Source organism: Pseudomonas sp. WPR_5_2, from assembly GCF_003634475.1.
GTDB lineage: Bacteria > Pseudomonadota > Gammaproteobacteria > Pseudomonadales > Pseudomonadaceae > Aquipseudomonas > Aquipseudomonas izuensis.
This window is the reverse complement of sequence record NZ_RBLA01000001.1, coordinates 1,189,964-1,210,274: the sequence shown is the minus strand read 5'-3', so window position 1 is coordinate 1,210,274 and position 20,311 is coordinate 1,189,964. Positions and strand designations below refer to the sequence as shown.

At 61.8% G+C, this 20,311-nt stretch carries 16 protein-coding genes; 12 read left to right on the top strand and 4 right to left on the bottom strand.

Features of this window, described 5'->3' with window-relative positions; genetic code table 11:
• Positions 1-5: 5 nt before the first annotated feature.
• On the bottom strand, positions 6-1,007 hold the full coding sequence (locus BJ917_RS05390; protein WP_096510482.1) for an SLAC1 anion channel family protein: 1,002 nt from the start codon (positions 1,005-1,007) through the stop codon (positions 6-8).
• A 116-nt stretch (positions 1,008-1,123) separates the two neighbouring features.
• Here BJ917_RS05390 and BJ917_RS05385 point away from each other — a divergent pair, with 116 nt between their 5' ends.
• From BJ917_RS05385 to BJ917_RS05360, 6 genes are all read left to right on the top strand, one after another.
• On the top strand, positions 1,124-2,080 hold the full coding sequence (locus tag BJ917_RS05385) for a GlxA family transcriptional regulator (protein WP_121102452.1): 957 nt from the start codon (positions 1,124-1,126) through the stop codon (positions 2,078-2,080).
• 276 nt (positions 2,081-2,356) lie between these two features.
• Entirely contained in the window at positions 2,357-3,502 is a 1,146-nt protein-coding gene (locus tag BJ917_RS05380; RefSeq protein WP_121102450.1) for an acyl-CoA dehydrogenase family protein, read from the top strand.
• A gap of 44 nt (positions 3,503-3,546) precedes the next feature.
• Entirely contained in the window at positions 3,547-4,689 is a 1,143-nt protein-coding gene (locus BJ917_RS05375) for an acyl-CoA dehydrogenase family protein (RefSeq protein WP_256658530.1), read from the top strand.
• 22 nt (positions 4,690-4,711) lie between these two features.
• Complete coding sequence (locus tag BJ917_RS05370; RefSeq protein WP_121102446.1) at positions 4,712-6,529, top strand: SDR family oxidoreductase; 1,818 nt, start codon at positions 4,712-4,714, stop codon at positions 6,527-6,529.
• A gap of 64 nt (positions 6,530-6,593) precedes the next feature.
• Positions 6,594-7,694: a hypothetical protein gene (locus BJ917_RS05365; RefSeq protein WP_096510487.1), complete on the top strand. Its 1,101-nt coding sequence runs from the start codon at positions 6,594-6,596 to the stop codon at positions 7,692-7,694.
• Positions 7,695-7,778: 84 nt separating this feature from the next.
• Positions 7,779-9,473: an AMP-binding protein gene (locus BJ917_RS05360; protein ID WP_096510488.1), complete on the top strand. Its 1,695-nt coding sequence runs from the start codon at positions 7,779-7,781 to the stop codon at positions 9,471-9,473.
• Positions 9,474-10,166: 693 nt separating this feature from the next.
• On the opposite strand, the gene BJ917_RS05355 is transcribed toward BJ917_RS05360, so the two are convergent.
• Both BJ917_RS05355 and BJ917_RS05350 read right to left on the bottom strand, forming a co-directional pair.
• A complete protein-coding gene (locus tag BJ917_RS05355; protein WP_121102444.1) occupies positions 10,167-11,537 on the bottom strand; it encodes a DUF1329 domain-containing protein in 1,371 nt (456 codons plus the stop codon).
• A 16-nt stretch (positions 11,538-11,553) separates the two neighbouring features.
• Positions 11,554-13,461, bottom strand: a complete 1,908-nt coding sequence (locus tag BJ917_RS05350) for a DUF1302 domain-containing protein (protein WP_121102442.1) — start codon at positions 13,459-13,461, stop codon at positions 11,554-11,556.
• Between the two features lie 275 nt (positions 13,462-13,736).
• Here BJ917_RS05350 and BJ917_RS05345 point away from each other — a divergent pair, with 275 nt between their 5' ends.
• The 5 genes from BJ917_RS05345 to BJ917_RS05325 all read left to right on the top strand — a co-directional run bounded on the left by BJ917_RS05345 (position 13,737) and on the right by BJ917_RS05325 (position 17,371).
• Positions 13,737-14,924, top strand: a complete 1,188-nt coding sequence (locus BJ917_RS05345; RefSeq protein ID WP_096510491.1) for a lipid-transfer protein — start codon at positions 13,737-13,739, stop codon at positions 14,922-14,924.
• Positions 14,925-15,008: 84 nt separating this feature from the next.
• A complete protein-coding gene (locus tag BJ917_RS05340) occupies positions 15,009-15,449 on the top strand; it encodes a MaoC family dehydratase N-terminal domain-containing protein (protein WP_096510492.1) in 441 nt (146 codons plus the stop codon).
• A 10-nt stretch (positions 15,450-15,459) separates the two neighbouring features.
• Positions 15,460-15,879, top strand: a complete 420-nt coding sequence (locus tag BJ917_RS05335; protein WP_121102440.1) for a MaoC/PaaZ C-terminal domain-containing protein — start codon at positions 15,460-15,462, stop codon at positions 15,877-15,879.
• A 27-nt stretch (positions 15,880-15,906) separates the two neighbouring features.
• Entirely contained in the window at positions 15,907-16,734 is an 828-nt protein-coding gene (locus BJ917_RS05330) for an SDR family NAD(P)-dependent oxidoreductase (protein ID WP_121102438.1), read from the top strand.
• Between the two features lie 49 nt (positions 16,735-16,783).
• Complete coding sequence (locus BJ917_RS05325; protein ID WP_096510495.1) at positions 16,784-17,371, top strand: DUF2889 domain-containing protein; 588 nt, start codon at positions 16,784-16,786, stop codon at positions 17,369-17,371.
• 738 nt (positions 17,372-18,109) lie between these two features.
• Here BJ917_RS05325 and BJ917_RS05320 read toward each other — a convergent pair.
• The gene (locus tag BJ917_RS05320) at positions 18,110-18,931 is read right to left on the bottom strand and encodes a helix-turn-helix transcriptional regulator (RefSeq protein WP_121102435.1); all 822 of its coding nucleotides are present in this window, start codon (positions 18,929-18,931) and stop codon (positions 18,110-18,112) included.
• A 96-nt stretch (positions 18,932-19,027) separates the two neighbouring features.
• On the opposite strand from BJ917_RS05320, the gene BJ917_RS05315 reads away from it, so the two are divergent.
• On the top strand, positions 19,028-19,990 hold the full coding sequence (locus tag BJ917_RS05315) for a threonine dehydratase (protein WP_121102433.1): 963 nt from the start codon (positions 19,028-19,030) through the stop codon (positions 19,988-19,990).
• Positions 19,991-20,311: the final 321 nt, after the last annotated feature.

Genomic DNA, 20,311 nt, shown 5'->3' with positions numbered 1-20,311 from the left:
AACGGTCAGTTGGCCAACAGTTTTCCGCTGAACAGGCTGATCAGGGTTTTCACCAGCAACACGGTCAGTGCCACGGTGAGGAACAGCAAAATCACCGCAGCGATAACCATCAGCAAGGTGTTGTCCTGGGCATGTGCATATTTCAGTGCCGCATTACTCAGGGCTGCGATGGGGAAGCTGATTGCCCACCACGAAGGGGCAAAAGGCACATCGCGACGGAACACTTTGAAGCTCAACACCACGAACAGGAACAGGCCGAAGTAGAACAACACACTGGCAAATCGGTCGATTTCGCCGAACACGTTGGTGTACGCCAGAAAACCTACTTCAAACGGTGCAATCAGGACCATCAACGAGGGCACCATGCCTTTGGCCAGAGGGGCTTCATGCACCACCCGCGAAAAGATCCGGGTGAAGAAAACCAGCGCCAGTACCGCACCCACGGCGAGGGCAAACAGGTTGAACTCCGCCGCCCATGGCATGGGCATGTGCGCGCCGGTTACCGCGATATCGAGGGTGGCAACACCTGGAATCAGCCACGCAGGTACGGCATTCAATGAATCCTGATTGCCCGACAACAGGCGGGAAGCCACAAGACCTGCGAGCAACACCGTCAGTGCGCTGCCCAGTATCCAGAGCGCCTGCCCGAGCCATTCGCTGTGGGGTGCCGCCACGGCCGACAGCAGCAACAGTGCGATGGTGACGGTGCCAAAAAAGTTGCTGGCGATCGGATGGTTGAACTCGGCTTTTACCGCAGCAGGGTGTTTCACCCATTTACTCAGATAACCGAGGGTCAACAATACGAATATCAGGCCGGCCAGCGCGCCAATCGCCTCACCCAACGCGCCGCCTACACCGAAATACTGACCACTCAGGCGCCAGGCCAGTCCCAGACCGGCCAGACCCATGACTGAACCGAACAGATTGATCGGCAGGTTTTTGATTGAAGTCGTGCTGTTGGGTACCGATTGTGCCGCTGCGACGGAGGGGGTGTATGCGTTGTTCATGGCAGTCTCCCGTTTGACTGAATTTGCTGTTGGAGCTATTTTCAGCCGAAAATGGGTTTGGCTGAAATAGTCACATGGCGACGTATTCAGCCAATGATTCGACGAGGACAGACATCATGCGCATAACCCTCCTGGCATTCCCCCGCGTGCAACTGCTTGACGTTGTCGGACCCGCCGATGTGTTCGCCGAAGCAGCCAGGCAACTGGGGAATCCACGCGCCTACCGGGTCGAAGTCATCGGTACCGACAAGGGGATGATCAAAGGCTCAAGTGGTTTGAAACTCGGCGTGGATGAGACCTTCGAGACCTATAAAGGCCGGATTGATACGTTGCTCGTGGCCGGCAGCCCGCACATCGACGAAATCGCCATGAACCCTGCGCTACAGGAGTGGTTGCGCCGGCAGGCCAAATCCGTGCGTCGCATCGGCTCGGTGTGTAGCGGCGCATTCCTGCTGGCTGCCGCCGGCCTGCTCGACGGGCGCCGTGTGACAACGCACTGGAATTCCAGCGCGAAACTCGCCAGGGAACATCCGCAAACCTGCGTCGAACCCGATAGCATCTTCATCAGGGACGGCAACATCTACACCTCGGCGGGAGTCACCGCAGGCATGGACCTGGCTTTGGCGCTGGTCGAAGAGGATCACGGCAGGGAACTGGCGCTCAGTGTCGCGCGTGAAATGGTGATGTTCTTCAAGCGACCTGGCGGGCAATCGCAGTTCAGCGCGCAATTGGCCGCACAGACAGCCGAACGCAGTGTGATCAGGGATGTGCAGGACTATGTCTTGCAGCACCTCAAGTCCGACCTGAGCGTCCCCACCCTGGCCGCTCGCGCAGGCATGAGCGAACGGAACTTTGCCCGCACCTTCAAGGCGGAAGCCGGCTCGACCCCGGCCGAGTTTGTCGAGCTTGCCCGTATCGATGCCGCCAGGCGGCTGATCGAAGATTCGGACGTGTCACTCAAGCGCTTGGCCGATATCGTCGGCTATGCCAATACGGATGGTTTCAGAAGGGCATTCGTGCGGCGTCTCGGGGTCGGTCCGAGTGATTATCGCAAGCGGTTTTCAACCCTGTGATGTCGAAGACAAAATCGACAGTTGCTTGCTCGATTCTCGCGGTCTGGATGCTGGATCAGATTGATCGGCGTGAGTAGTCGCCGCTGCCCGTAGCCTTTGTGGTGTGGAAGCCATTCAATGTTGCGCTTGCCTGGCCCGCATTAGAAGCAAACCTTGATTTTCGAATGCACAAATCCCCCCCTCCCCGAGGGGGCGGATCGCCGATACCTCCTCCTATGATCGATCCATAGCCCCTGGATAGGTGGCAGAACGATGATTTGAGGAGAGAACCACCCCATGATTGCGCGCAGCCTGTTTGATCAAGAGCACGAGGAGTTTCGCCGCAGCGTGCGGCGCTTCCTGGCTCAGGAATGTGCTCCCTGCCTCGAAGAGTGGGAAGCAGACCATCGGGTTCCCCGGTCAATCTGGGAGCGGGCCGGCGCGCTGGGCATGCTCAATGCGACCACGCCGCAGGCCTATGGCGGGCTGGGGCTGGATCGCCTTTTTTCGATGATTGCGACCGAGGAAATCTACCGGGCGGGCCAGGCTTCCGGCCTGATCGGTTTCGGGGTGCATGACATCGTTGCCGGCTATCTGGTGAATTTCGGCAGTGAGCAGCAAAAGCAGGCGTGGCTGCCGAAGATGGCAGCCGGCGAGGCCATTGGCGCAGTGGCCATGACCGAGCCCGACACCGGCTCCGACCTGCAGGCGGTCAAGACCCGCGCCGTGCTGGACGGTGATGAATACGTCATCAATGGCGCCAAGACTTTCATCTCCAACGGCACCAATTGCGATGTCGTGGTGGTGGTCGCCAAGACCGGCAACTCGGGCAAGGGCGCCCAGGACATCTCGCTGATCCTGGTCGAAGCCGACCGTGCCGGTTTCAGTCGGTCCAAACCCTTGCGCAAGGTGGGTTTGCACGCCCAGGACACCACCATGCTGTTCTTCGAAAACGTCCGGGTGCCGAAGGAAAACCTGCTGGGCGGCGAGGCCGGGAAAGGCTTCTTCCAACTGATGAAGGAATTGGCCTGGGAGCGGTTGTCGATCGCCATCAGCAGCGTCGCCGGTGCCGAGGCCGTGCTTGAAAGCACACTTGAATACACCAAGGGTCGCACCGTGTTCGGCAAGCCGATCTTCGCCTTCCAGAACACCCGCTTCAAATTGGCCGACCTGAAGATGCAATTGGCGGTGTCGCAGAACTACGTCGACCGCTGCATGGAGCAGTGCCTGGCCGGGACCCTCAGCCCCGAGGCGGCCGCCGCCGCCAAATTATGGTGCTCGGACCTCTACACCAAGGTCGTGGACGAGTGCGTCCAGCTGCACGGCGGCAACGGCTACATGCTCGAGTACCCGGTGGCCCGTCACTACCTCGATCACCGCGTCCTGCGCATCGCCGGCGGCGCCAACGACATCATGAAAGATCTGGTCGGGCGCACGCTCTGATCCCGGTTGCAGACTCAGGATAAAGAGAAATTCCCATGGAATATTTGATCCCCCGTACCTTGTTCAGTACCGAGCACGATGAGTTTCGCCGCGCCTGCCGCCGCTTCATGGAACAGGAAGTCGCACCCTTCCACGCCCAGTGGGAGAAGGACAAGTGCGTGCCCCGTGAAGTGTGGCGCAAGGCCGGTGAGCTGGGCATGTTACTGCCCTCCATGCCGGAGGAGTATGGCGGCCCCGGCGCCGACCGCCTGTTCGACATGGTGTTCGCCGAAGAATTCATGCGGGTCGGGGCCTCGGGCCTGATCGGCTTCGGCGTGCACGGCCTGGTGGCGTTCTACATCCTCAATTACGGCACCGAGGCGCAGAAGCGGACCTGGCTGCCGAGAATGATCGCCGGCGAGGCGGTGGGCGCCATCGCCATGACCGAGCCCAATACCGGATCGGACCTGCAAGCCGTGCGCACCCGTGCGACGCTCGACGGCGACGAGTACGTGCTGAACGGCTCGAAGACGTTCATCTCCAACGGATCGTCCTGCGACCTCGCGGTTGTGGTCTGCAAGACCGGCAGCAGCGGCAAGGGTGCCCAGGACATCTCGCTGATTATTGTCGAGAAAGAGCGCGAAGGGTTCAGTCGTTCCCAGCCGCTGGAAAAGATCGGCCTGCATGCCCAGGACACCAGCATGTTGTTCTTCGACGATTGCCGCGTGCCGGCCGCGAACGTGCTCGGTGGCGTGCAAGGGCAGGGCTTCTATCAGCTCATGCACGACCTGGCGTGGGAACGCATCATCGGTGCCGCCGGTTTCCAGGCCCAGGCCGAGGCGGCGCTGGATCACACCCTCGAATACACCCGCACGCGCATCGTGTTCGGCAAACCGGTGCTCGACTTCCAGAACTCGCGTTTCACCCTGGCGCAACTCAAGACCGAAATCCAGATCGGCCGCTCATGGGTCGACAGCTGCATGGCCTTGTTGCTGCGCGGTGAACTGACGGCCGAAGCGGCCGCGGTGGCCAAGTACTGGACCGCCGAACTCAGCAGCCGGGTGGTCGATGCCTGCCTGCAACTGCATGGCGGCAACGGCTACATGACCGAATACCCGATTGCCAAGCTGTACCTGGACACCCGTGGCAACCGGATCTGGGGCGGGACCAACGAAATCATGAAGGAAATCATCGCTCGCACGTTGTGAGCGCGATCATAGGAGAGCAAACGTGTCTCAAGAAATTCGTTTTGACGGCAAAGTCGCCATCGTTACCGGCGCCGGCAACGGCCTGGGACGCGCCCACGCCTTGCTGCTGGGTTCCCGAGGCGCCAGGGTCGTGGTCAATGACCTGGGTGTCAGCACCGAAGGCCTGGGCAGCTCGAGTTCTGCCGCCGATGCCGTGGTGGCGGAAATCCGCGCCATGGGCGGCGAAGCTGTCGCCGACTACAACTCGGTGACCGAGGGCGAGAAAATCGTCGCCACCGCGCTCGAGGTGTTCGGCACGGTCGACATTCTGATCAACAACGCCGGCGTCTTGCGCGACAGTTCGTTCCACAAGATGACTGAGGAGCAGTGGGACCTGATTCAGGAAGTCCACGTCAAGGGCGCCTTCCGCCTGACCCACGCCGTGTGGCCGATCATGCGCGACAAAGGCTACGGCCGCATCGTGATGACCGCGTCCGGTGCCGGTATCTTCGGCAACTTCGGCCAGTGCAACTATTCCACGGCCAAGTCGGGCCTGATCGGCTTTGCCAACTCGCTGGCCATCGAAGGCGCGAGCAAGAACATCCGGGTCAACACCATCGCCCCGATCGCCGCCTCGCGCATGGTAATCGCCAGCGGCATTTTCCCCCAGGAGCTTCACGACAAGCTGAAAGTGGAAGACTGCGCGCCGCTGGTGGGTTGGCTGTGCAGCGAGGAATGCCAGGACACCGGCAGCCTGTTCGAAGTGGGCGGCGGTTTCCATGCCAAATACCGTTGGGAGCGTTCCCAGGGTCGTCATCTGCACACCAATACCTTGAGCCCGGAACTGGTTCGCGATAACTGGGAACGCATTACCCGGTTCGACGAGCACAGCGTTTATCACGCCGATGGCGGCGATAGCTTCAAGGAGCTGTTCACGCGCATGGAATCGCCGGCCAAGGGCGGGAATGCATTCATCGATATGGAAGTGGCGGCCAACGCCGTCTCCCATCTGGAAACCGAATACGACCAGAACGATGCCGCGCTCTATGCATTGGCTGTCGGCGCCGCCAAGGACCCGCTGGACCGCGACGAGTTGAAGTACGTCAACGAGTTCCTCGGCGACGAGTTCCGTGTCCTGCCGACCATGGCCGTGTTGCCGGCGACCGAAGTGTTCCTGCGTGCCGCCAAGTCCGGCGAGCCACAGCTCGAAGGCCTCAACGTGCCATTCGCCAAGGGCCTGCACGGCGAGCAATACACCGTGATGTATCGCCCATTGCCGCCCAAGGCCAAGCTCAAGCACACCATGCGCTTGAAGTCGGCCATCGACAAAGGCAAGAGCACCGTCACCATCCTGGCCATCGAGACCACCGACGAACACGGCACGCCGCTGTTCTACAACGAAGTCACCGGCTTCTACCCGGGCGTACCGGGTGCAGGCTTGCAGCGTGTGGCCAGCGAAGAAATCAACGTGGCGCCGGATCGTCAGCCCGACGCGGTGCTGGCTGACAAGACCGAAATCAACCAGGCGCTGCTGTACCGCCTGTGCGGCGACTGGAACCCGATGCACATCGATCCGGACTACGCCGCCAGGGCCGGCTACGAGAAACCGTTCCTGCACGGTCTGTGCACCTTCGGCTATCTGGGTCGCCATGTGATCAAGGCGTTCTGCGGCAACGACTCGCGCCTGTTCAAGAGCGTTCGCGCGCGTTTCGCGTCCATCGTGATGCCCGGCGATACCCTGGAAACCCGCATGTGGCGAGAGTCCCCTACACGCATCGTGGTCGAGATGCGCGCTGTGGAGCGAGACGTTGTTGTATTGAAAAACGGCGCGGTCGAATTGTTCGAGTCCGTCCCGGCCTGATCCCTTGGGCATCTGCCGCTTTCCTGAGCTGGAAGCGGCAGCTTTTTTATTTCAGGAGAGCACGATGCAACGTTGCGTCAATGTGATTGGCGTAGGGATGTCGCCTTTGCGTACGACCACGCTGGGACCCGATCCGGCGGTTCCGGTCAGCGGTACGATACGACAGGCACTCAGCGATGCCAGCTTGTCCGCGAGCAACATCGCGACCGTCTATGCCGTCTCGTGCATGATGGATGGCGTGACCTTGCAGCGTGCTTTGCAACGAGTAGGGTTGGGGCAAGCCCCCCTCTGTCACTTTCCGGAGGGTGGCGTCGATGGCAGTGCCTTGCTTGCCCGGGCTTGTCAGGCCATCACCCTGGGGCAGGCCGAAAGCATCCTGGTGCTGGGCGTTCAGAGTGCGCCCGTGGCGCCGGGCCCTTTCTTCGAACAGTTGGGCACCACTGCGCGGGACTACATGGTGCGTTACCAGGCCCGGCCAGAGACCTTCGCCATGATCGCCGTCAAGGCGCGCCAGCATGCCGCGCTCAATCCGATGGCGGCGTTCAACCGCACGCTGAGCCTGGAGCAGGTGCTGGCGGCGCAATCGATCGCCGAACCGCTCACGCATCCTCAGTTTGCCTGGGGCAGCTCGGGCGTCTCGGCGGTCTTGCTGTGCTCCGGTGAGTTTGCCAGGCGCCACTGCAGCGGCCCGAGGGTGCGCATTGCCGCCCAGGCCTGCGTTTCACCGCAGCAGGTGAGCGGCCTGGATCGGGTTTCGAGCTTCGCTGGCGTAGACTATGACGTCAACGTCGCCGCCGCCCGCGAGTTGTATGAGCAAGCGGGCAGGGGGCCGCAAGAGGTGGCCGTGTGCGAGCTGCACGACGCCAGTACCGTCAGCGAGTTGCTGCTTTACGAAGCACTGGGTTTCTGCCCGGAAGGCTGCGGTGAAAAGATGGTCGAAGATGGCGACAATACGGCGGGTGGCAACTTGGTCGTCAATCCTTCCGGTGGTTTGCTTGCCTTGGGTCAGGCGTCGGCGGCGAGCGCTCTGGCGCAGTGTATCGAACTGGTGCAACAGCTGCGCGGGAGTGCCGGCCGACGCCAGGTCGCCGATGCGCAACTGGCCCTTCAACATCAGACAGGTGCCGATGGCACGGTGACGACCACCCTATATCAGCGCGATTGAACCGGGCGGCGAATGCGCGCTGCGACTGGCGCAACAGAACAATTTCAATGGGTGGAACACCATCCTTCAGATGCAGGAGCAGCCATGAATAACAACAAGAATTCAACCCTGTTGCATCGCTTCCTTCACTGGGAGCTCAACACACCTGATTCAATCTACCTGACCCAACCCCTGCCCGATGGCAGCGTGCAAGACTACAGCTGGCGTGAAGTGGGCGACCAGGCGCGGCGCATGGCCGCTCACCTGCGGACCCTCGAACTGCCCGCGAAATCGTCTATCGGCATCTTCGGCAAGAACACCGCGCACTGGATCATCGCGGACCTGGCGATCTGGATGGCCGGGCACGTCAGTGTCCCGCTGTACACGACCGCCAACAGCGACACGGTGCGCTACGTGTTGGAGCATGCCGAAATACGGCTGCTGTTCGTCGGTCGCCTGGAGGGCGACGCGGCTGGCTGGAATGCGGTTTGCGCTTCGATTCCAACCGGCCTGCCGTTGATTGACTTACCCATGTCCGGCTGCGGCAAGGGCGAGTCCTGGGAGCGAATCATCGCCCATACCGCGCCGCTGCAAAGGGTGCTCGAACCGGCGCCCGAAGAACTTGCCACCATCATCTACACCTCCGGCAGTACCGGCGATCCCAAGGGGGTGATGCACAGCTTCGCCGCCATGTACAACGCACCGGCGGTGACCGGCTGCATGTATGACAACGGCCGGGGCACCAGCAACCGTGACCGTTTGCTGTCCTACTTGCCGCTTGCCCATACCGCCGAACGAGCGGTGGTGGAGGCGGTGTCGCTCTACAGTGGTTGCCGGGTGTTCTTCAACCTGGGGCTGGACACCTTCAGCGACGACCTGCGACGTGCACGTCCTACGATCTTCCTGTCCATGCCGCGGTTGTGGGGCAAGTTCTATCAGGGCATCAACGAACGGATCGACCCTGCCAGCCAGGCTGCCGCTTTCGCCGATCCGGTGGAAGGCAAACTGATGAAGTCGCAGATCCTCTCGGCCCTGGGACTGGACCAGGTACACACGGGCCTGTCCGGGTCGGCGCCGTTGCCGGTCAAGGTGATGGAGTGGTATCGCGAGCTGGGTCTTGAGTTACTGGAAGGCTATGGCATGTCGGAGAACTTCGGCACATCGCATTTCAGCCTGCCGGGGCAGGTGCGTGTCGGTTATGTGGGGGCGGCAATACCGGGTGTCGAATGCCGTATCGGTAACGACAACGAAATTCTGGTGAAGAGTCCGGCGCAGATGCTGGGCTATTACAAGCGACCCGAGTTGACCGCCCAGAGCTATACCGCCGACGGCCTGTTCTGTACCGGTGACCGTGGCGAACTGGATGAGCAGGGACGGCTGCGCATCACCGGGCGGGTCAAGGAGCTGTTCAAGACGGCCAAGGGCAAGTACGTCGCGCCGGTGCCGATCGAGGCCAAACTGGGTAATCATCCGCGTGTCGAGGCGTCCTGCGTCACCGGCGTCGGACTGGCACAACCGCTGGCCTTGATCAACGTGTCGCCCGATACCCGCGCTGCCCTGGCCACGGCCGAGGGGCGTGACCAGGTGGGTACTGAGCTTGAAGTGTTCCTGGCAGAGGTCAATGCACAGTTCGAGTCCCATGAGCAATTGGGGTGCCTGGTGGTTGTCGCCGAGCCCTGGACTGTCGCGAATGCGCTGCTGACGCCGACCTTGAAGATTCGTCGCAGTCTGATTGAAGAGCGTTATCAAGGGCAGATCGAGGCTTGGGACGCCAGTCGCAGCAAGGTTGTTTTCGAGTAGGCCATAAAACATCCTCCCCTGTGGGAGCGAACCTGCTCGCGAAGGCGGTGGATCAGTTGACAGCAACGTTGACTGTGCCACCGTCTTCGCGAGCAGGCTCGCTCCCACAGGACTTTTGGGGTATTTGCCAGCGAAGACGGCCTGCTAGCCGACCTGAATGTTGTTGACCGCATACATATCCATTCCTGCGGCCACGGCCACCTAGGGTTCCGCTTTTACAGCGGGTCACTTTGGAAAAGCCCCAAAGTAACCAAAGGGCTCTTGCCCCTTTCGTTCGGTGCCTCGCTAGTGCTCGGCATACCCTCGCTCCGGTCCTGCTCCGTGGGCCCGCCGCGATCGGCCATCCATGGCCGGGCGCGGCTACCTCGGCATCCATGCCGAGGTGCCCACTGCGCAGAACCTCCACTCGGCCTCTCGAGGGGGCGAACACCGCGCAAAGCCAAAGCGAGGCGGCCTGATAGCCGACCTGGCTTTTGTGGATGCACTCCGGACCAAACTGTAGGAGCTGGCTTGCCAGCGAAGACGTCCGTTCAGACGATTAATAGGTTGACTGATCCACCGCTTTCGCTGCGATGCGGCGACCCGACAAGCCAGCTCCTACAGGTGTGCAGGTCTTCCACGGTTGCCTGCGATGGTCACTGAATGCAAAACGCCCCGCAATGCGGGGCGTTTGTTTTGTCGCTGTTCCCGGGGTCAGCGAATACCCGCATTACGCAACGCGGCAGGTGTGAAATCTGCCAGTTTGGTCCGGGCGCCGTATTGCGGGGCGGATTTGGACTCGTTGCTCATGGTCGCGACAATGTAGCGTCCGGCGAGCAGGTCGTAGAATCCTTGTGCCGCCGGGGCGTTCACGCCTTTTTCATAGTTGTTGTAGGTGTAGTTCTCACCCACGCGCCAGAGCTGGCCGCGACCGTCGTAATGATCCACCTCGGACAGTACCCAGGTGTCTTCATCGAAGTACATGTCGCGCTTGGCGTAGATGTGCCGTTCACCGGCTTTCAGGGTCGCCTGTACGTGCCACACGCGATGCAGTTCGTAGCGGGTCAGGTCCTGGTTGATATGGCCGGGCTTGATGATGTCTGCGTACTTGACGCTTGGCGACTGCAGTTTGTAGTTGTTGTAGGGAATGTACATCTCCTTCTTGCCGACCAGCTTCCAGTCGTAGCGATCCGGGGAGCCGTTCATCATGTCGGCGTTGTCGGACGTGCGCATGCCGTCCGAGGCCAGGCCCGGTGCGTCGTACGCCAGTTGCGGGGCGCGGCGGACACGGCGTTGACCGGCGTTGTAGGTCCAGGCCTTGCGTGGCTCTGTCACCTGGTCGATGGTTTCATGGGCCATGGACACGGTGCCCGCCAGGCGCGCCGGCGCATCGACCGCAAAGATGTAGTAGTAGAGGATGTTCTTCTCGGTCTGCGGGTCTACGCCATCCATGTATTGCGGGAAGCTGTTCTGGTCATGGGTCTCGACGATGGTGTAGTCGCCATTGACCTGCGGTACGGCCTGGACCGACCAGCGCTCGACGTTCTCGCCGCGGAAACGGGTGACATGGTTCCAGTAGACCTCGACGCCGCTCTTGGGAATCGGGAAGGCGTAGTAGCGCGAGTCGGCAAAGTTGCTGAGGCCGGTGCCGTCACTGACCAGTTGCACATTGAGCGCGCTCTTTTTCGCAGCCGCGTAAACGGCCGCGGGTACCTGGGCAGTACGGTGGCTCGGATAGACCGGAATCTTGTAGGTGTCGGGATAGCGCTGGAACATGGCGAGCTGGCCGGGGGTCAGCTTGTCCTTGTACTGCTGGGCGTTGGCGGCCGTGATGGTGAACAGCGGTTTCTCGTTCTTGAACGGGTCGCCGAGGAAGCCCTTGGCGTCGACGGGTGCCGCGCCAGACTTGAGGCCGCCGTCCCAGGCGGGAATGCTTTTGTCGGCGTTGCCTTCCTTCTGCGCGCCCAGCGGCGTCAGGGTCGTGCCAAGTTGAGCCGCTTCCTGCTCGCTGACGGCGGCCATGACGCTGGAGGCCAGCAGGGAGAGCGCCAAGGCCCCGGAGGTGATGATCATGCTTGCTTTCATGGGTATGCCCTCTGACTCAGAAGTTGACGCCGAAACTGAGCGAGACGAAGTCCCGGTCGGTGTTGGTGTTGAAGTGGCCACCGAAGAAGTCCGTGTAGCTCAGACTCGCGGTGTAGGTGCTCATATAGTCGGCATCCACGCCGAGGCTGACGGCTTTGGCGCCTTCCTCGAAGTTCGGGCCCCAGCCGTCCACATCGTGGGACCAGGCCAGGTTCGGTGAGAGGTTGATGCCGGCGATCACGTTGGTGTAGTCGAGCTTGGCGCGCGCGCGATAGCCCCAGGAGTCGGTGGTGTAGAAGCCGTGGCTGTTGCACTCTTTCTGCGGGTTGGTGGCCGTGGCGCAGACGGTCGCATTCTGGGTGCCGGGGAATTCGCCGGCACCAAACACCGGACTGCGACCGAAGCGGACGTCGGTGCCGTCGGCCGGGCCCAGGCCGTTGATGCGGTTGTAGCCCACTTCACCGACCAGGGTCAGGCGGCTGGCGCCCAGGATCTGATCGAAGAATTGCGTGGCAGTGACCTGCGCCTGCATCACCGGCATGCGTTTGTAGCCGGGAAGGTCACCGCCCAGGGCTTGTGCCGTTTCACCGGAAGTAAAGACCGGCGAGGTCTGGGTGCGGAAGTTGGTGTCGGTGGACTGGATCGCCGCCAGGTTCAGGTCGGCGGTGTTGATTTGCAGCGGCATGTTCGGCCGGTAACTCAGCTCGCCGCCGACGGAAGTCTCGCCCAGGGTGGTCTGGAAGCTCAGCCCGTACAGGCGGATATCTTCCGGATAATCGACGAAGTAACGGGCGGCTCGCACCCGGTCGAACTGGTTCTGCGCCACACCCAGCGTTCGCGCCGCGGCGGGCAGGGCGCCGACCTGGGCCGCGGTGATTGGCGCGACGGTGGTTTGCGTGAAGCTCAGGTACGGGTTGCGGCTGTGGTAGTTCATGGCATAGAAGCCGAACTCGGTGTCGTGCAGATCCGGTACGAACCAACGCAAGGCAATCCCGAACTGACCGCTGTTGCGAGGGTCGTTGTCTTTCGTGCGCGGCATGTAGACGTCGTCCAGCACTTGACCGCTGAGAATCTGTGCGGCGGTCGCGGTGTTGTGGGCTACGCCGGGAGCGAGGTCGGGGCCGGCGAATACCAGGCGGTCGTTGCAACCCTGGGGCAGGGGATCGGAACCGAAGAAGGTGCCGCAGTTGTCGACCACCGAGTTGGCCCATTCCAATTGGTAGAAGGCTTCGGCGGTGACGTTCTCGGCAAGACCCTGGGAGACATACAGCATGTTCACCGGAATCAGGCCTTCCTTGACCTCGGCACCTGGACGACGCAGGGCGGCCACGTCGACCGGGTTGATGCTGTTGATCGAGTTGCCGATGAAGGTGCTCTCGCCCCAGCTCACCACCTGTTTGCCCAGGCGCACGTTGCCGGGCAGATCGCCCAGGTTGTAGTTGTGGTAGACAAAGGCGTCGAGGAACTCGGCGCCGGACGACTTGGCCGAGCGATCGCGTCCCGAGTCGTCGATGTCGTAGAAGTGACGGTGCTCATCCATCAGTTCGAAGTCATACCAGTATTTGCCGCGAACGAAGACCCCGCTGTCGCCGTATTTCAGTTCAAGGTCATGTACGCCCTTGAAGATCTTCGAAAAGGTTTCGCCCTTCTTGAAGTTCTGCCGGTTGTCATCCGCCGTGCGGGTCGCCGACTCACCGCGCAGGCCAAGGGTGTTGGCGCTGTTGATGAATTTTGGGTCCGGTCCGCGCACGGCCCAACTGGCACCGACGGAAAGGGACGAATCGAACTGACCTTCGATTTCGCCGATCTGGAAGTCGACGGCATTGGCGCTGGCGCAGGTCCCGAGGCCCACGGCCAGGGCCAGCAGGTGAGGGCGCAATTCGATTGGCAAAGTGGTAGAGGGCCACTGGCGCCGGGAGCTCATAGGTCTTTCGAAAGTCACGTGTTGGTTACCCCTTTGATCTTGTTGTTCTGGTGTACCGCCACAAGACGCTACCGCCGACGCCTTTTGAGCCTCCCCCTCGTATGGGGGGGGAGCCCCCCCAATCGTCGCGTTCCCTGAACACTTCAGCCATGCCCCCTCCACCCGAGGGGGGAGAGCGCCTCCTCGTTACGTGACCATCGGTAGACGGTTTGCTGCGATCGCCTCCAGGCAGGGGCGAGCGGCACAGGCCTCGATAACTGACCTTGGAGAAAGTGATGTCGCAGAAAGTATTTGTTGCCGGTGTTGGCATGATCCCGTTCGCCAAGCCCGGCCAGAGCGGTACTTACATCGAGATGGGCGCGCAAGCCATCCGCCTGGCACTGCAGGATGCCGGCCTGGACTACCGCAAGGTCCAGCAGGCCTACGCCGGCTATGTTTACGGCGACTCCACCAGTGGCCAGTCGGCGCTCTACGAAGTGGGCCTGAGTGGTATTCCGGTGATCAACGTCAACAACAACTGCGGCAGCGGTTCCACGGCGCTCTTCCTGGCACGCCAGGCAGTGGAGAGTGGCGCAGTGGATTGCGCGCTGGCTTTCGGCTTCGAGCAGATGCAGCCCGGTGCGCTGAAATCCCATTGGCTCGATCGCCCGATCACGTACGGCAAGGGACATGAGGTGGCCGACGCGATCTTCCCTGAAGGCCGTGACATGCCGGACGCCCTGAAGTTTTTCGGCGGTGCCGGCCGCGAGCACATGGAGAAATACGGCACGAAGATGGAAACCTTCGCGGCCATTCGCGCCAAGGCCAGCCGCCATGCCGCGAACAACCCGTTGTCGGTGTTCAAGAAGGTGATCACCACCGAAGAAGTCATGGCCGACCAGGTGATTTTCCCAGGGGTCATGACCCGCTTGATGGCTTGCCCGCCGACCTGCGGCGGTGCCGCGGCCATCGTGGTTTCCGAACGCTTCGCCAAACAGCACGGGCTGCGTACCGATGTCTGCATCCTGGCCCAGGCATTGGTGACCGATCAGCCGGACGCTTTCGAGCCCCCTTCGTTGATCAGCATCGTCGGCGTCGGCATGACCCGCCAGGCCGCCACCGAAGTCTATGAAAAGGCCGGCGTAGGACCGGAAGACATCCGCATCTGCGAGCTGCACGACTGCTTCGCCCATAACGAACTGCTGACCTACGAGGGCTTGGGTTTCTGTCCGGAAGGCGGCGCCGAAAAATTCGTGATGGACGGTGACAACACCTATGGCGGGCAGGTGGTCGTCAATTCGTCCGGTGGCCTGCTGTCCAAAGGTCACCCGCTGGGTGCCACCGGTCTTGCCCAATGCTACGAGTTGACCCATCAACTGCGCGGCACGGCCGACAAGCGTCAGGTGGAGAACCTCCAGCACGCCTTGCAGCACAACCTAGGCCTGGGCGGCGCCGGCATCGTGACCCTCTTCGGCCGCGGCTGATGACACGGCGCGCCCGTTGCGGGCGCGCCCTTTCTTTTGATTGAAGAGCCGGATTGAAGGCACTGACTGACAGGACTGCGTGACATGGCAGACAAGAGTCTGATCGGGCGCTCGTTGGGCGTGACGAGCTGCGAAGTTGAAAAGGGTCGCCTGCGCTTTTTCGCCAAGGCCATCGGCGAGACCGACCCGGTGTACACCGATGAATCCGCCGCGAAACTCGCCGGGCACCGGTCCTTGCCGGTACCGCCGAGTTTCCTGATGTGCCTGGAAGCCGAGGGGCGCGACAGCGACCACATCGTTCAGGACGTTTTCGGTTTCGATCTGGGGCGCATCCTGCATGCCGAACAGGGCTTCGACTATCACGGTCTGGCCTATGCCGGCGACGTGCTCACCTTCGATACCCGGGTGGTGGATGTCTACGAGAAAAAGGGCGGGGCGCTGACTTTTGTTGTGCAACAGACCCGCGTCACCAATCAGGACGGTCAGCACATCGCTGATATCCGCTCGTCTCTCGTGCAACGCTGAGGAGCCCGTGATGAACTCATTTCAGTCGCACGATGTGCAGGTCGGCTTCGAGCTGTCGCCGCTGATATTGCCTGCCATCAATCGCACCACGCTGGCGTTGTATGCGGGTGCCTCCGGTGATCACAACCAGGTGCACATCGATCTGGACTTCGCCCGCAAGGCCCGCCAGCCCGATGTCTTCGCCCACGGCATGCTTTCGGTGGCGTACCTCGGTCGCTTGCTGACCGGGTGGGTTGCGCAGGCACACATCCGCAGCCTGGCGGTGCGATTCACCGGCATTACCCAACTGGGGCACGTCCCCACCTGCCATGGCAAGGTCATCGAACTTTTCGAGGTCGACGGTGAAAGACGCGCACGCCTGGCGATCCGCTGCGTCAATCAATACGGCGACGAGAAACTGGTCGGCGAAGCCACCGTGGCACTCCTCTGAATCCAGACAAAAACAAGGAATATCCCCATGAAAAAACTCGAAGGCAAAGTCGCCCTGGTGACCGGTTCCGGTCGTGGCATCGGGCGCAGCGTCGCCCTGAAACTGGCCAGCGATGGTGCGCGCGTAGTGGTCAATGACCTCGACGCTGGTCCCGCCGAAGAAGTGGTGGCGCAAATCCGCGCCCTCGGTGGTGAAGCTGTCGCCTGTGTTGGCAGCGTGACGGCGGCCGACTTCGCCGAGCGTTTCGTCAAGACCGCGGTCGACAGCTATGGCGGCATCGACATCATCGTCAACAACGCCGGCTACACCTGGGACAACGTGATCCAGAAGATGAGCGATGAACAGTGGTACGCGATCATCGACTGCCACATCACCGCGCCGTTCCGCATCCTGCGCGCCGCCCAGCCGATCATCAGTGCCATGGCCAAGAAAGAGGCCGCCGAAGGGCGCGTGGTCAATCGCAAGGTGGTCAACATCGCCTCGACGTCCGCTGGCGGCAACCCGGGCCAGGTCAATTACTCCACGGCCAAGGCGGGTGTACTGGGCATGACCAAATGCCTGGCCAAGGAATGGGGGCGCATGAAAGTCAACGTCAACGCCGTGGCCTTCGGTCATATCGAGACCCGCCAGACCCAGCCGGTGGAAGGCGATCCGCACTTCATCAACATTGAAGGTCGCGAGATCAAGGTGGGCATCAGTCCTGCCATCGTCGAGCAGTCCAGAAGCATGATTCCGCTGGGTCGGCCGGGCAACACCGAAGAGGCTGCCGGGGCTGTGTACCTGTTTTGCATCCCGGAATCGGACTACGTCAGCGGCCAGGTACTGGTCTGCGGCGGTGGTCTGGGCAACGTCTGAAAACGGTGGCGGGGCGCCTCGGCGCTCCGCCATCCTGGAGTGCATGACTATGACAGTGCCCATTGCCAGTCATCCCGAACGACGCCTGCTGCATACCCGGCAGGTGGTTTGCACCGGCTACGAACGCGATGACGGACTTTTCGATATCGAAGGCCACTTGCTCGATACCAAGGGCGTCGACACCGACTTCCCTTACGGGACCATTCCCGCCAACGGCGTGCTGCACGGCATGCGCATCCTCATGACCCTCGATCTGAAAATGGTGATCCGCCATCTCACTGCCCTATCCGAGCAGGCGCCCACGCCTGTTTGCAGTCATGTCAACCAGGCCTATGCGGCGTTGGTGGGCATGCGCATCGGTCCGGGCTTCAAGAAACGTGTCGCCGAGCGCGTCGGGGGAGTGAAGGGTTGTACCCATCTCACCGAAATGTTGGGGCCGATGGCTACCACTGCCATCCAGACTTTGGCGCCGGTCATACAGAAACGCTTGCGTCAGCGCGCTGCCAGCGACCCGGAATTTCAGATGCCCAGGCACTGGGTGATCGGCACCTGCCATGCCTACCACCCCGAGGGCGATGCGGCGCGTCGCGTCAGTGAGTGGCAACCGATAGCGGTCTCTTCGCAGACTCCCCTGTAGGAGCTGGCTTGTCGGGTCGCCGCATCGCAGCGAAGACGGCCTGCGAGCCGACCTGATTGTTATGGAGAAACCGATTCAACTGTGGGAGCGAGCCTGCTCGCGAAGGCGGCCTGACAGCCGACTTGAATGTTGTTGACCGCGTACATATCCATTCCTGCGGTAACGGCCACCTAGGGTTCCGCTTTTACAGCGGGTCACTTGGAAGAGCCCCAAGTAACCAAGGGCTCTTGCCCCTTTCGTTCGGTGCCTCGCTAGTGCTCGGCATGCCCTCGCTCCGGTCCTGCTCCGTGGGCCCGCCGCGATCGGCCATCCATGGCCGGGCGCGGCTAACCCGGCATCCATGCCGGGTTGCCCACTGCGCAGAACCTCCACTCGGCCTCACGAGGGGGCGAACACCGCGCAAAGCCAAAGCGAGGCGGCCTGACAGCCGACCTGGTTGAGGGTGAGTACGCATTCCCCTGTAGGAGCTGGCTTGTCGGGTCGCCGCATCGCAGCGAGGACGGCCTACGAGCTGGCCTGACTTTTGCGGGCGCACCCATCCCCTGTGGGAGCAGGCTTGCCAGCGATGGCGGCCTACGAGCCGACCTGATTGAGGGGCGGGTACGCGTACTCCTGTAGGAGCTGGCTTGCCAGCGAAGGCGTCCGTTCAGGCGATAAATATGTCGACTGACCCACCGCTTTCGCTGCGGTGCGGCGATCCGACAAGCCAGCTCCTACAGGTGCGCGTGTTTTTATGCATTAGCCGGGCTTCGATAGACCGCGCAACTGTGCCGGGCTTGTTCCGAGGCGCTGGCGGAAGGTGGTCGCCATGTGTGCCTGGGAGTTGAAGCCGCAGGTGTGGGCGATTTCTGCCAGGCTGGCTGTCGAATCGCGCGTCAGGGCGCGGGCCTTGGCGAGGCGTCGGTCGATCAGGTAACTGTGCGGGCTTTTGCCCGTCGCGTGCTTGAAGGCTCGCATGAAATAGCCTTCGGACAATCCAAGCAAGCCCGCCATGGCCGGTATACCCAGCGGGCCGTCGAGGCCGGCGTCAATGAATTCATCGAGCAGGCGCATCCGCTTGCCGGTGATAGCGCCTTGCGGCGGCGCCAGTAACGCTTGGTTGCCGGTCGCCCGTTCCGCCAATGCCAGTGCCCAAGTCTCCCAATCGTCCTCGACTGAGGCCTGCAACAGCGCGGAGCGCATTCGCAGCGCGAGGCTAATGGCCTGCTGATCGATGCGATTGTTGAAGGCACGATCCCCGGCCAATGGCACACCGTCGGTGCGTATCACCCGCAGGTATTCACCGCCCTTGGGGGATTCGGACAACACGTCACAGCCGACAGGGACGAATGCCAGGCCGTTGGGCAGGGCATCGAAAGGCTGCACCCGATCGCTGCCGATGGCGTGCAGGCCTCGCTGGCTGTCGAAGGCAAAGCCGATGGCCGACTGGGTCGCTACATAGCGGGTCGCGTAGGCGGCACCGGGTAACAATTCGATCGCCCATGGTCCTGCCTCGATACGACGGACCGGTTCAGAGGGGGGAGAGGGCTGCGGGCGGTTTCGATGGCTCATGAACGCCATAGTAGTGAAGAGGGCGGGCAAAAGTCAGGTCAGTTTTCTGAAAGCCGACATGCTGCGCCCGTGTCTAGACTGGGCAACACTTCAGGGAGACGACTCATGCACAGACTGACTCGCGACGATATCGAACAAGCCGCTCGCCACGTGTACCAAGTCATGCCGGCCACCGCCCAGTATTGCTGGCCGCTGCTGGCCGAGCGCTTGGGTTGCACGGTGTGGGTCAAGCACGAAAATCACACGCCTACCGGAGCTTTCAAGGTGCGCGGTGGCATTACCTTCATGCATTGGCTCAAGCGCGAGTACCCGGGCATCAAGGGGATTGTCACGGCCACCCGCGGCAACCATGGCCAGAGCCTGGCACTGGCGGCCGGGGCGCTGGGCTTGAGGGCGTTGATCGTCGTGCCGGAAGGTAACTCGGTCGAAAAGAACAAGGCCATGCGCGGTTTCGGTGGCGAAGTGGTCGAGTATGGCCGCGATTTCGATGAAGCCCGTGAAGAGGCCGCGCGCCTGGCGCAGATTCATGGCCTGTACCTGGTTCCGCCGTTCCACACCGAATTGGTCAAAGGCGTGGCCACGTACGCGCTGGAGCTGTTCGAGGCTGTACCGGATCTGCATACGGTCTACGTACCGATTGGCTGTGGTTCGGGGATTTGCGCGGTGATCGCCGCCCGCGATGCCCTGGGCCTGAACACCCGGGTGGTGGGCGTGGTGTCTACTGAGGCCGACGCCGCAAAATTGTCGTTCGAGGCTGGAGCGATACGCGAAACCGCCTCGGCGAATACCTTTGCCGACGGCCTGGCCGTGCGCAAGCCGATTCCCGACGCCTTTGCCATCTACGGGGCGGCTGCGGAGCGGATCGTAGCCGTCAGCGAGGAGCAGATTGCCGAAGCCATGCGCGTGTATTACACCGACACCCACAACCTCGCCGAAGGGGCCGGTGCGGCGGCCCTGGCGGCACTCATGCAGGAGCGTGATGCCATGGAGGGGAAAACCGTGGGTGTGATTCTGTCCGGCGGCAATATTGATCGATCGGTGTATGCGAGCGTGATCGGGAACCTGTAGGAGCTGGCTTTTCGGATCGCCGCACCGAAGACGGCGGCACAGTCAAAAAACCTGAATGCTGTTGACCGAGTACATATCCATTCCTGCGGTAACGGCCACCTAGGGTTCCGCTTTTACAGCGGGTCACTTGGAAAAGCCTGTAGGAGCGAAGCTTGCTCGCGATGGGCGTCAACGATAACGCGTGCTGCCTGAATGATCGCGTTGTCCAGGCGTTCTTCGCGAGCAAGCATCGCTCCTACAGAGAACCTCCACTCGGCCTCACGAGGGGGCGAACACCGCGAAAAGCCAAGCGAGGCGGCCTGACAGCCGACCTGATTTTCT